Consider the following 12,784-nt stretch of genomic DNA (forward strand, 5'->3'; position numbering starts at 1 on the left):
GGGAGCCGGGGGTGTTGGGGGCGCGGCGGCGAGCGCCCCCAACCCGTTCGCGTACACCTGCGCTTAAGACGGACTCGACAGCCCAGGCGAACGGAACAATTCCACTGAACAAACTAAACGGAACCCTCCCACTGACCGGAACAACTCCCCTAAACAAAGCCCCCCTGCCCCCAGGCAAAAAAAAAGCTCCCGCCTCATGACGGGAGCAACCAGGGTACTACAAATGAAAAAATGAAAACCTACACTTACGGACGTACTGCAATCGCCTCGATTTCAATCTTCACATCTTTCGGCAAACGCGCCACTTCCACACACGACCGCGCCGGGAAGTTCGCGTTGTGCTCCATAAAGAACCCGTTATACACGCGGTTCACCGCCTCAAAATCCGCCAGGTCTTTCACAAACACGGTAGTCTTAATGATGTTATTCACCGTCAGCCCCGCCGCTTCGATAATCCCTTTGACGTTATGTAACGACTGAAGCGTTTGCGCCTCAATGTCCGCCGCGATCGCACCCGTCTCGGGGCACAGCGGGATCTGCCCGGAAGTAAAGACGAAACTGCCCATATCCACACCCTGGACGTACGGGCCGATGGCTGCCGGAGCTGTGTTGGTCGAAATAATGGTCGTTGTCATACTCACTCCTTTAAAAAAAGGTAAACGTGCGGCTTGCCGCCGCACGCAATAATTACAGAGCGCTGGTAAAGGTCCTGGACACCACATCCTGCTGCTGCTCGCGGGTCAGCGCGTTAAAGCGCACCGCATAGCCGGAAACGCGGATCGTCAGGGTTGGGTATTTTTCCGGGTGATCGATAGCGTCCAACAGCATTTCGCGGTTCATCACGTTGACGTTAAGGTGCTGTCCGCCCTCAATCGCCACGTCATGATGGAAATACCCGTCCAGCAGCCCCACCAGGTTGTTCTTCCGCGCCATCTCGTCTTTACCCAGCGCCGCCGGAACAATAGAGAAGGTGTAAGAAATCCCGTCTTTGGCGTATTTGAACGGCAGTTTCGCCACCGACGTTAGCGATGCCACTGCGCCTTTGCGATCGCGGCCATGCATCGGGTTGGCACCCGGCGCGAACGGCGTGCCGCCACGGCGGCCATCCGGGGTATTGCCGGTTTTCTGGCCGTACACCACGTTGGAGGTAATCGTCAGGATCGACTGGGTCGGCACCGCGTTGCGGTAGGTCGGCAGCGCCTGGATTTTTTGCATAAAGCGCGATACCAGGTCGCAGGCGATGCTGTCAACGCGGTCGTCGTTATTGCCGTATTGCGGGTATTCCCCTTCAATCACAAAATCCAGCGCCAGACCGTTGTGATCGCGCACCGGCATCACGCGGGCATATTTAATGGCCGACAGCGAATCCACCGCCACCGATAGCCCGGCGATGCCGCAGGCCATGGTGCGGTGCACATCGCGGTCGTGCAGCGCCATCAGCGAGGCTTCGTAGCTGTACTTATCATGCATGTAGTGGATCAGGTTCAGGGCGCTAACGTACTGCACCGCCAGCCAGTCCATAAAGTTGTCGAGGCTTGCCATTACGGTGTCGTAATCCAGCACCTCATCCATGATCATCGGCGTTTTCGGGCCAACCTGGATTTTCAGCTTCTCATCCATGCCGCCGTTGATGCAGTACAACAGCGTTTTCGCGAGGTTGGCGCGCGCGCCGAAGAACTGCATCTGCTTGCCGATCACCATCGGGCTGACGCAGCAGGCAATGGCGTAATCGTCGCTTTCAAAATCCGGGCGCATTAAGTCGTCGTTTTCATACTGTAATGAAGACGTGTCGATAGAGACTTTCGCCGCATAGGCTTTAAACGCTTTCGGCAGCGCTTCCGACCACAGAATGGTCAGGTTCGGCTCCGGCGATGGGCCCATGGTGTGCAGGGTATTCAGGTAGCGGAATGAGTTTTTGGTCACCAGGGTGCGGCCATCCAGCCCCATCCCGCCGATCACTTCGGTAGCCCAAATCGGGTCGCCGGAGAACAGGGTGTCGAATTCCGGGGTGCGCAGGAAGCGCACCATGCGGATTTTCATAATGAAATGGTCGATCAGCTCCTGGGCCTGAATCTCATTCAGTACGCCCGCTTTGATGTCGCGCTCAATGTAGATATCAAGGAACGTCGCGGTGCGGCCCAGCGACATCGCGCCGCCGTTCTGCGATTTCACCGCTGCCAGATAGCCAAAGTACAGCCACTGCACCGCTTCCTGGGCGTTACGCGCTGGGCGGGACACGTCGAAGCCGTAGTTACCGGCCATCTCGGTGATTTGTTGCAGCGCACGACGGTGTTCCGCCAGTTCTTCACGCAGACGAATCGTTGCTTCCAGATCTTCGCCCCGCTCCAGCCGGGGTTGCAGATCGGCAAACTGCAATTCGCGTTCGCGGATCAAATACGCCGTACCGTACAGCGCCACGCGGCGGTAATCACCGATAATGCGCCCACGGCCATAGCCGTCCGGCAAGCCGGTCAGCACGCCGGATTTACGGCAGCGCAGCATATCCGGGGAATAAACGTCAAATACACCCTGATTATGGGTTTTACGCAGATGAGTGAAGGTGTACTCGAAATCTTTGTCCATTTCGCGGCCATAGGCATCGAAAGAACTTTTAATCATATTCACGCCGCCGTAGGGGTGCAGCGCACGCTTCAGCGGCTGATCGGTTTGCAGACCGACGATTTTTTCCAGCCGCTGCTCAATGTAACCCGGCCCGTGGGCGGTAATGGTGGTGGCGACGTTGGTATCGAAATCTACCGGCGCATGGGTGGCGTTCTCCTTGCGGATGCCTTCCATAACCTTTTCCCACAGCTGCACGGTAGCCGGCGTCGCATCAGCGAGGAAGCTTTCGTCCCCTTCATACGGGGTGTAGTTATGCTGAATAAAATCGCGGACGTTAATGGTTTCCTGCCAGTCAGAGCCAGCAAAGCCCTGCCAGGCGTCGAGATACGTGTCGTTTAACGCTACATCAACCTTCATTACAAACTCCCTCTGTACGGTACAGATTAAATAATTCGATATCAGGCAAATTCAGGCTGTGAAACCTGGCGGCCCAGGCGGATAGCGTCCTGAGCGATCATTTTTTCTTCATTGGTGGGGATCACCGCCGCAACGGCGCGTGACTGTGCGCCAGAGACCACACGCGGCCCCACGCGGTTCGGCTGGGCGTTTTTGGCCTCGTCTACCTCAATGCCAAACACCTTCAGGCGTTCAATCACCAGATGGCGGATAAGCACCGAGTTCTCGCCGATCCCGCCGGTGAAGATCACCCCATCCAGACGGCGTAGCGAACTGGCATGGCCGCCGATATGGCGGGCAATGCGGTGGACAAACGCGCCAATCGCGCGCTGTGCGCCCGCGTGGCCGTCGTGGTACGCCTGCTCCAGCACGCGTAAATCCGACGACAAACCCGACAGGCCAAGCAGCCCGGAAGATTTATTCACCACCCGCTCCAGATCTTCCAGGCTCTGACCGGTCTGGCGCGCGAGATAGGCCAGCGCACCGAAATCCACATCGCCGCTGCGGGTCCCCATAATCAGCCCTTCCAGCGGGGTCATGCCCATAGAGGTATCGACGCTTTTACCATCCTGCACCGCGCAAATGGATGCGCCGTTGCCCAGATGGGCAATCACCAGCCCGGCATCGTTCTCATCCAGATTAAGCAGCGCAACGGCTTCGCTGGCGACATAGCGGTGCGAGGTGCCGTGGAATCCGTAGCGGCGCACGCCGTGCTGTTCTGCGTACTGATAAGGCAGACCGTAGAGATAAGCTTCAGGCTTTAAGGTTTGATGGAAACCGGTATCGAACACCGCGACCTGCGGCAAACCGGGGAACAGATGGCGCGCAGCTTCCACACCCGCCAGGTTGGCGTAGTTGTGGAGCGGTGCCAGCGGTGAGACTTTCTTGATTTGCTTGATGACGTCATCGGTGATGATCACCGCGTCGCTAAAAATCTCGCCGCCGTGGGCGATGCGATGGCCGATTAACGTCACCGCATCCATTAACTGGCGCTTATCCAGCTCCCCGGCAATAGCCGCCAGCGCGGCGTCGTAGGTGCTGTCAGCAAGTTTAATTTCAGTGGTTTTATCCACCACCAGGAAGGCATTGTCAGAACCAATGCTGTCGGCAATGCCGGAGAGAACCACGTCGCAATGCTCAACGTCTAAAACGGAAAATTTGATCGACGACGAGCCACAATTAATAACAAGGACTACAGAATCTACGTTCATTACACTGCTCCGCCCACCCTTTCGGGTGGGCTTTGAGGTTAATAGAGTGGGGATTAGAACAGTTTGTAAGCGATGTTCAGGATGGTCAGCAGGCCAATCACGGTCACGAAGAAGTTATCCGCACGACCTTTGTATTTCGCCATCGCCGGGGTTTTACCAATCGCGTACATCGGCAGCAGGCACAGCAGAGAAGCGATAATCGGCGCACCCATAGCTTCAATCAGGTCCAGGATGTTCGGGTTCGCGTAAGCCACAACCCAGGTGGAACCCATGATGAAGACCATGCTGATGGTGTTCAGTTTGCTTTCAGAGATTTTGTTTTTGTCGCCCTGGTAACCAAACTTCAGGATCAGGCCGTTCAGACCTTCCAGGGTGCCCAGGTAGTGGCCGAAGAACGATTTGAAAATCGCCACCAGCGCAATCAGGGACGCGGCATACTCCAGAACGGTTGCGAACGTCGATTTGGTTCCGCTCATAGAGGCAAAGTGGTTAGCCAGGTAAGACAGCACCGGAATGTTCTGCGCTTTGGCTTCCGCCATGTTGGCCGGAGACAGCGTGAACAGGCAGCTGAAGGCAAAGAACATCACCACGGCGACCATCAACATGCTGGCGCGGGAGATAATCTGGGAGCATTTCTTCTCGGTGTACTCTTTACCGAATTCGCCTTCGTACTCTTCGCGTTTAGACACCACGAAAGAAGAGACAATCGGCGAGAAGTTAAAGGAGAACACCATGATGGAGATACCCAACCATACGGTGACCAGAATACCGTCATGACCCAGCAGGGAGATATCCGCGACGCTGGCCTGCTCGATCACCGCACCGTTCCAGTAAGGGATCAGCGACAGGGAAATCAGCACCAGGCTGGCGATGAACGGGAATACCAGGAAGCTCATGACTTTCACCATCAGGTCTTTACCAAACCAGATAACGAATGCCATCAGCAGCAGCAGGAACAGCGCCACAAAGCCGCGGTTCAACGGTTCCATGCCAAGCTGGTTAACCCAGAACGTCATAAAGGTGTTGGTGATGGTTACGCCATAGATCCACAGCAGCGGGCAAATCGCGAAGAAGTACAGGAACGTAATCACCACGCCGCCGGTTTTACCGAAGTGCTCTTCGACGGTTTCGGTGATGTTGCCCGATGGGTTACTGCCGGACAGGCACAAGCGAGCCAGCGCGCGGTGGCAATAAAAAGCGATCGGGTAAGCCAGCACTAACATTAATAAAATTGGAATTAAGCCACCGAAACCGGCGCGAATCGGGAAAAATAATACCCCAGCGCCGATTGCCGTACCAAACAGACCGAGTGTCCACGTGGTGTCAGATTTACGCCAGGCGAAGCCCGACGCTTTCTGACCGGTTACAACAGTATTATCCAAACTCATTTGAAGTATCCTGTACAAAAATTATTAGTGAGTGGTTTCAAGACCGGTAATTTGCGATACGCGCGACAGGTCAATATTGCCACCGGAAATAATGCTAACGGTTTTCTTACCCTGGATATAATGATCAAGCTTGCCGCTTAATAATGCAGCGCTGGCTAAAGCCCCTGCCCCTTCAGTGATAATTTTATTTCTCTGGATCAGGTGAACCATACTGGAACGAATCTCTTCTTCGGTGACCAGTACAATATCCGTGACCAGATCTTTAACGATTTCATACGTTAAAATGCCCGGACGCGCGACATCACAGCCGTCGGCTAACGTTCCGGCATTACGGTGATTGGTAATGTGGCCGGCATAATAAGAAGACGCCATTCCGTGAACGTTTTCTGACTGTACGCCGATAATATTAATGCGCGGGTTGATGGATTTAATCGCCAGCGCTACGCCGGCAATCAGTCCGCCGCCGCCGATTGGCACAATAACGTTATCCACATCGTATAAATCTTCAAGGATTTCAAGGCCAATTGTGCCCTGGCCGGCGATGACTTTTTCGTCATCAAATGGCGGGATAAATAAGCGCCCTTCCATTTCCATAATTTCACTGGCTTTAGCGATTGTTTCGTTAAAGCTATTTCCGTGCAGAATCACTTCCGCAGAATAATCGGTGGTTGCGGCCACTTTTGATTTCGGCGCGCAGGAAGGCATGACCACCTTTCCGTTAATTCCCAGCATGGCGCAAGAAAGAGAAACACCCTGAGCATGGTTGCCTGCTGAGCACGCGACTACACCCTGACGCTTTTCATCTTCAGTTAACGAACTTAATTTATTAAAGGCTCCACGAATTTTAAATGACCCGGTGCGTTGCATGTTTTCAAATTTAAGAAATATTTCTCCCTTGCAACGTTCGCTTAAATAATTGGAACGCGGTTGACCGGTTTTATAGATGCGCCCATTAAGACGGGTGCGGGCTTCCATTATGTCATGGATGGTCAGTGGAAGATTATCGTAGGTTATCATGGTAAATCCTTTCGTAGCCGTCTGATACAGAGTTTTATTTTCAAGACGCGGCGATCCTAAGGTACATCCACCACCATTAATGTGACACACACGTCAAAACGCCCCCGGTCAATGTTTTCGGAGAGTAATTAATTAAGAAAATGCTACGGGGTCGACATTTTAATAATTTCGGATTAATTTAACTAATGCGAATTAAATAAAAATAGTAATACCTCTTTAGGAGCAATATGTTTAAATTTAAATCGAAAGTTAATTCGTGAATTAAATACAGCGCTTTTAAATAAATTATAAATTACACAACTCACCAATCATTAACATATTATTTACTTATGGGTGAATTCATGATCATAAGCAGCCTGAATGTTTTTCAGCCAACGTTTTTTCTGCAAGCAAGTTTTGCCGATTTTTACACGTCCTTCCTTGCAGTTAAAAATGAGATTCGGGTCACAAAAAGATTGAATTCACCGGAGTGATGGTTTTATGATCGCCGTACTCCCACCATTTCTTAACCATCGCGATACTTCTCTATGACAAACAACACAGTCTCACGCAAAACCGCGTGGCTGCGGGTGGTTACGCTTGCTGTCGCCGCATTCATCTTTAACACCACCGAGTTTGTGCCGGTGGGTTTACTGTCGGACATCGCCAGCAGCTTTGGTATGCAAAGCGCCCAGGCGGGCATCATGCTGACGATTTACGCCTGGGTGGTGGGGTTGATGTCCCTGCCCTTTATGCTGCTTACCAGCCAGATTGAGCGTCGCAAACTGTTGATTGCGCTGTTTGTGGTGTTTATCGCCAGCCATATTGTGTCGTTTCTGGCCTGGAATTTTGAAGTACTGGTTATCAGCCGCGTTGGCATTGCATTCGCTCATGCGATTTTCTGGTCGATTACCGCCTCGCTGGCGATCCGCCTGGCCCCGGCGGGCAAACGCGCCCAGGCGCTAAGCCTGATCGCCACCGGCACCGCGCTGGCATCCGTGCTGGGTATCCCGATTGGCCGCGTGGTCGGGCAGTACTTCGGCTGGCGTACCACCTTTTTCGCCATCGGGATGGGCGCATTAATTACCCTGGTGTGTCTGGCACGCCTGCTGCCGAAACTGCCGAGCGAGCACTCCGGTTCATTAAAAAGCCTGCCGGTATTGTTCCGCCGTCCGGCGTTAATCAGTATTTATATTCTGACGGTAGTGGTTGTGACCGCGCACTTTACCGCCTACAGCTATATCGAGCCGTTTGTGCAGACCGTGGCGGGGCTGAGCGAAAACTTCGCGACATATATGCTGCTGGTGCTGGGCTTTACCGGCATTATCGGTAGCGTGATTTTCGGCAAACTGGGCAACCAGCACGCCTCGCTGCTGATCGGTATGGCGATAGCCTTGCTGGTGTGCTGCCTGCTTCTGCTGTTGCCCGCCAGCCGTAACACCTGGTCGCTGACCGCGCTGTGCGCCTTCTGGGGGGTGGCGATTATGCTGATCGCACTGGGGATGCAGGTGAAAGTGCTGGCACTGGCCCCGGACGCCACCGATGTGGCGATGTCGCTGTTTTCCGGCATTTTTAATATTGGCATCGGCGCGGGCGCGCTGGTCGGCAACCTGGTGAGCATGAATCTTTCAATGGACTCGGTGGGCTATATCGGCGCGATCCCCGCGCTGGCAGCGCTGGGTTGGGCAGTGATTATTTTTCGCCGCTGGCCGGTGTCGCTGGAAGAGCCGCCCCGCCAGGTTAACCCGAACTAAGCACGCGTTTCATCACGCTCGCCTGCCAGGTGAACCACGGGTGCCTGGCCAGGCGGGCGCGGATTTTCTCCGGTGGTTGCTTACCCTCCGTGATAGCTGGCCACAATCTCAAGCACGCCGTTAATAATAAACTGCACGCCCATACAGACCAGCAGGAAGCCCATCAGGCGTGATATCGCTTCAATGCCGCCCTTACCCACCACGCGCATTACCGCGCCGGAGCTCCGCAAACTGCCCCAGAGAATAATGCCGATAATGATAAACAGCAGCGGCGGCGCAACGGCGACAATCCAGGCCGGAAACGCATCGGAATGGCGCAGCGTGGAGGCGGAACTGATGATCATCGCAATGGTGCCAGGCCCGGCGGTACTCGGCATCGCCAGCGGTACAAAGGCAATATTGGTGTCCGGCTCCTGATGGATCTCTTCGGCTTTGCTCTGCACCTCCGGGGCTTCATGGCCTTTAGCTGGCGGGAACAGCATCCGAAAACCAATAAACGCCACAATCAAGCCGCCTGCAATACGCAAACCGGGAATCGAAATGCCGAAGGTATCCATCACCAGCTGACCGGCGTACCACGCCACCAGCATGATGACCACCACGTTAATCGACGTCATCAGCGCCGTGCGGTTGCGCTCGGCGCTGCTCATATGGCCGGATAAACCCAAAAACAGCGCCACGGTGGTGAGCGGGTTTGCCAGCGGTAACAGCACCACCAGCCCAAGCCCCAGAGCCTTAAATAATTCCAGCATATCAATCCTCTTCCTGTGAATGGCAGGCGGAGTATAAGGAGGCCCGCGCCGGGATACCATCATCAAAGCGTAAGGTTTCGTCGTGTTCTTTACAAACCCGGTTTGCTGCCTAACTCCCTTCTGGCGCGAGTAACATTTCGCCGTTAAAAGTTTAACTTATGAAACGTTTTAGCAGATCGTGTCATCTTCTTTTCATTCAGTTGACTTATATTTGCCTGGGCAATAATATCTGCCGTGACTAATCTACTTGCCTGGGCAACCACCGTGAATCATCCCGACGATCTGTTTAATAACATCATCCCGCTGGGTCGCCTGATCCATCTGGTGAATCAGAAAAAAGATCGTTTGCTTAATGACTACCTCTCCCCGATGGATATCACCGCCGCGCAGTTCAAAGTGCTGTGTTCCATACGCTGTGGAGGTTCCATTACGCCGGTGGAGCTGAAAAAGGTGCTATCGGTAGATTTAGGCGCCCTGACCCGCATGCTTGACCGCCTGGTCTGCAAAGGCTGGATCGAACGCTTGCCGAACCCCAACGACAAGCGCGGCGTACTGATCCAGTTAACGCCTGAGGGCGCTGCGCTGTGTGAGCAATGTCATCAATTAGTAGGGCAAACCCTGCATCAAGAATTAACTAAAAATATGACGGCAGAAGAAGTGGCAACCCTTGAATACCTGCTCAAGAAGGTTCTGCCGTAATCGACGGAGATAAGACGATGTCCAGACGTAACAATGATGCGGTGACGATTCATAGCATTTTGGACTGGATTGAAGAGAATCTGGAGTCCCCGCTTTCACTGGAGAAGGTGTCCGAACGCTCAGGTTATTCGAAATGGCACCTGCAACGGATGTTCAAAAAAGAAACCGGCCATTCATTAGGCCAATACATCCGTAATCGCAAACTGACTGAAATCGCACAGCAGTTGAAAAGCAGCAACGAACCGATCCTGTTTTTGGCGGAGCGCTATGGGTTTGAATCGCAGCAAACCTTAACCCGCACGTTCAAAAACTATTTTTCGCTGCCGCCGCATAAGTTCCGCGTGAATGCCACCGCGAACGATGCGCTGTATTTACACCGAATCCATCATTAAACCTGCAATAACTTCGCGTTTCGAACGTGACTGAGGAAATCATGAAATACGTCTTAGCAGCCTGCGCCCTGCTGGTACTGGCGACAGGCTGTGCTGCGGCGGAGCAATCCACTGGCTTTAGCCATCAGGAAGCCCGCGACCCGATGCTGACGTCCACCACCAACTGCACCTCACCGTATGATTTCAACCATCGCGGCGCGGGCAGCGATAAGTCTGATGAGCTTGGGGTGGCGTACTACAACTGAGTTTGCTGGCGGCCTTTATGCCCGCCAGGGTCACTCACACCCGGCGCGTTTTGCGCGCCATTGGGAAGCCAAACACATTGATATACAGCCCCGCCATAACCAGCACCGCCCCGCACATCTGCAACCACGACAGCCGCTCATCTAATAACAACGCCGCACTGGCCAGCCCAACCACCGGCACCAGCAGCGACAGCGGCGCTACGCGCCAGGTTTCATAACGCCCTAACAGCGTGCCCCAAATCCCGTACCCCACAATGGTTGCGCCAAACGCCAGGTACAACAGCGACAGGATCGTCACCATGTCGATATGCATCAGGCTCAACACCACCGTAGTTGGGCCGTCCAGCAGCATACTGGCCACCAAAAACGGCGCGATGGGGATCAGGGCGCTCCACACCACCAGTGACATTACCGCCGGGCGCGCGTCGTGCTGCATAATCTTCTTATTAAAAATATTGCCGCAGGCCCAGCTAAAGGCCCCGCCCAGCGTCAGGATAAAGCCCAGCAGCGGCACGTGCTCGCCGGTGAGGCTGGCTTCAATCAGCACCAGCACGCCGACGACCGCCAGCAGAATTCCCGCCATCTGGCGCGACTGTAGGCGTTCGCCAAAGGTCAACGCCCCGAGAATAATGGTGAAAAACGCCTGGGCCTGAAGCACCAGCGACGCCAGCCCGGCAGGCATACCGAATTTAATGGCACAGAACAGAAAGGCGAACTGCCCAAAGCTGATGGTCAATCCATAACCCAGCAGCAGGCGTAGCGGGACTTTCGGACGGGCGACAAAAAACAGCGCCGGAAAAGCGACCAGCAGAAAACGTAACCCCGCCAGCAGCAACGGGGGCATGGCGTGCAGCCCCCACTTGATGACAACAAAATTGACTCCCCACACCGTCACCACCAGCAGCGCCAGTAGCCCATCTTTACGTGTCATACCCTGCCCCAAAATAATTAAAAAAGTGTTAACACTTCACCCTACCGCAAAACTTTACAAAAAGGCATCACCAAAATATGCCTTGTTAAAAAGCACGCCAGAACAAAGGGCTGGGTGTACAACGCCGGTATGCCGTGGTATTGCTTGATGGCATAACAACCGCAGCACAACCCACTGTTAATTACAAAAAGATTACAATATGCAGCCCAGGCACACATTTTCTATTGGCGCACTGCTCGCCTCATCGCTCCTGTTAACCATCGGACGCGGCGCGACGCTGCCCTTTATGTCCATCTATTTAAATCGCCAGTACGCGATGCCGGTGGACCAGATTGGTATTGCCATGAGTATCGCCCTGACGGTGGGCGTTTTCTTTAGCCTGGGATTCGGCATCCTGGCCGACCGCTTCGAGAAAAAACGCTATATGCTGTTGGCCATCGCCGTGTTTGTCGGCGGCTTTGTGGCCATTCCGCTCACGCATCATGCCGCACTGGTGGTGGCGTGGTTTTCACTGGTGAACTGCGCCTATTCGGTATTCGCCACGGTATTGAAAAGCTACTTTTCCGACACCCTCACCCCGGCGGTAAAAGCCAAAGTCTTTTCGTTGAACTACACCTTTTTAAATATCGGTTGGACTATCGGGCCGCCACTCGGCACCTGGTTGCTGCTTTACGGCGTGAATATGCCGTTCTGGCTGGCGGCCATCAGCAGTTCGCTCCCGTTTGTGCTGATCCAGTGCTGCGTGAAACCGCTGCATACCTTTTCTGAGCATAACGGCGAAAAGCGCAACGTCATCGCCGTATTGTTGCAGGACCGCGCGCTGATTTATTTCACGCTTTCGGCGTTTCTCGGCTCGCTGGTATTTGGCTCTTTTGCCTCCTGCATCGCGCAGTACGTCATGGTGGTAGCAGACAACCGGCTGGCGGAAACCGTCATAGGCGTGGTGCTGCCGGTGAACGCGGCGGTGGTGGTGTCGTTACAGTACATGGTGGGGAAACGTATACGTGCCGAAAACCTCAAGCGCCTGATGCTGCTGGGCACACTGTTTTTCCTGCTGGGGCTTGGCGGATTTATGTTTGCCGGTGCCAATCTCTGGATTTGGGGGCTGTCTGCCGCCGTGTTTACCTTTGGGGAACTCATCTTCGCGCCTGGCGAATACATGCTGGTGGATAACATCGCGCCCAACGGTTTGAAAGCCAGCTACTTCTCGGCCCAGTCGCTGGGCTGGCTCGGCGGCGCGCTCAACCCACTGGTCACCGGGATTATCTTAACTCACCTGCCGCCCTGGTCACTGTTCGCTATTCTGATGGTGGCGACGACGGGCGCGTACCTGCTGATGCTGAAAGGGATGCGCGCGCCGCGAGCGGCGACGGTAACGGGGTGTGTTTAAGATTCAGG

12 protein-coding genes are annotated in these 12,784 nt (G+C 54.3%); 5 read left to right on the forward strand and 7 right to left on the reverse strand.

The window, feature by feature from the left end:
• Positions 1 to 245 precede the first annotated feature (245 nt).
• Genes RT120_RS16720 through tdcB form a run of 5 tightly spaced genes read right to left on the reverse strand, consistent with a single transcriptional unit; the run spans position 246 to position 6,634 of the window.
• Positions 246 to 635: a RidA family protein gene (locus tag RT120_RS16720; RefSeq protein ID WP_312984337.1), complete on the reverse strand. Its 390-nt coding sequence runs from the start codon at positions 633 to 635 to the stop codon at positions 246 to 248.
• Between the two features lie 52 nt (positions 636 to 687).
• Complete coding sequence (pflB, locus tag RT120_RS16725; protein ID WP_312984339.1) at positions 688 to 2,979, reverse strand: formate C-acetyltransferase; 2,292 nt, start codon at positions 2,977 to 2,979, stop codon at positions 688 to 690.
• A 41-nt stretch (positions 2,980 to 3,020) separates the two neighbouring features.
• Positions 3,021 to 4,229, reverse strand: a complete 1,209-nt coding sequence (tdcD, locus tag RT120_RS16730; RefSeq protein ID WP_312984341.1) for a propionate kinase — start codon at positions 4,227 to 4,229, stop codon at positions 3,021 to 3,023.
• Positions 4,230 to 4,282: 53 nt separating this feature from the next.
• The gene (tdcC, locus tag RT120_RS16735) at positions 4,283 to 5,617 is read right to left on the reverse strand and encodes a threonine/serine transporter TdcC (protein ID WP_312984343.1); all 1,335 of its coding nucleotides are present in this window, start codon (positions 5,615 to 5,617) and stop codon (positions 4,283 to 4,285) included.
• A 24-nt stretch (positions 5,618 to 5,641) separates the two neighbouring features.
• A complete protein-coding gene (gene tdcB / locus RT120_RS16740; protein ID WP_312984345.1) occupies positions 5,642 to 6,634 on the reverse strand; it encodes a bifunctional threonine ammonia-lyase/L-serine ammonia-lyase TdcB in 993 nt (330 codons plus the stop codon).
• A 527-nt stretch (positions 6,635 to 7,161) separates the two neighbouring features.
• Here tdcB and RT120_RS16745 point away from each other — a divergent pair.
• Positions 7,162 to 8,367 (forward strand): sugar transporter, encoded by a 1,206-nt coding sequence (locus tag RT120_RS16745; protein ID WP_312984347.1) that lies wholly within the window; start codon positions 7,162 to 7,164, stop codon positions 8,365 to 8,367.
• Positions 8,368 to 8,447: 80 nt separating this feature from the next.
• On the opposite strand, the gene RT120_RS16750 is transcribed toward RT120_RS16745, so the two are convergent.
• Complete coding sequence (locus tag RT120_RS16750; RefSeq protein WP_312984349.1) at positions 8,448 to 9,119, reverse strand: MarC family NAAT transporter; 672 nt, start codon at positions 9,117 to 9,119, stop codon at positions 8,448 to 8,450.
• A gap of 264 nt (positions 9,120 to 9,383) precedes the next feature.
• Here RT120_RS16750 and marR point away from each other — a divergent pair, with 264 nt between their 5' ends.
• Genes marR through marB form a run of 3 tightly spaced genes read left to right on the forward strand, consistent with a single transcriptional unit; the run spans position 9,384 to position 10,455 of the window.
• A complete protein-coding gene (gene marR, locus RT120_RS16755) occupies positions 9,384 to 9,818 on the forward strand; it encodes a multiple antibiotic resistance transcriptional regulator MarR (RefSeq protein WP_312984477.1) in 435 nt (144 codons plus the stop codon).
• A 17-nt stretch (positions 9,819 to 9,835) separates the two neighbouring features.
• Positions 9,836 to 10,210: an MDR efflux pump AcrAB transcriptional activator MarA gene (gene marA, locus RT120_RS16760; protein WP_312984351.1), complete on the forward strand. Its 375-nt coding sequence runs from the start codon at positions 9,836 to 9,838 to the stop codon at positions 10,208 to 10,210.
• Positions 10,211 to 10,251: 41 nt separating this feature from the next.
• Positions 10,252 to 10,455, forward strand: a complete 204-nt coding sequence (gene marB, locus RT120_RS16765) for a multiple antibiotic resistance regulatory protein MarB (protein ID WP_312984353.1) — start codon at positions 10,252 to 10,254, stop codon at positions 10,453 to 10,455.
• A gap of 34 nt (positions 10,456 to 10,489) precedes the next feature.
• On the opposite strand, the gene eamA is transcribed toward marB, so the two are convergent.
• Positions 10,490 to 11,386 carry an O-acetylserine/cysteine exporter gene (gene eamA, locus RT120_RS16770; RefSeq protein ID WP_312984355.1) on the reverse strand — a complete coding sequence of 299 codons (897 nt, stop codon included), beginning with the start codon at positions 11,384 to 11,386 and terminating at the stop codon, positions 10,490 to 10,492.
• A gap of 199 nt (positions 11,387 to 11,585) precedes the next feature.
• Here eamA and ydeE point away from each other — a divergent pair, with 199 nt between their 5' ends.
• Positions 11,586 to 12,776 (forward strand): efflux MFS transporter YdeE, encoded by a 1,191-nt coding sequence (ydeE, locus tag RT120_RS16775; protein ID WP_312984357.1) that lies wholly within the window; start codon positions 11,586 to 11,588, stop codon positions 12,774 to 12,776.
• Positions 12,777 to 12,784: the final 8 nt, after the last annotated feature.

It is taken from the genome of Atlantibacter sp., from assembly GCF_032062175.1.
GTDB lineage: Bacteria > Pseudomonadota > Gammaproteobacteria > Enterobacterales > Enterobacteriaceae > Atlantibacter.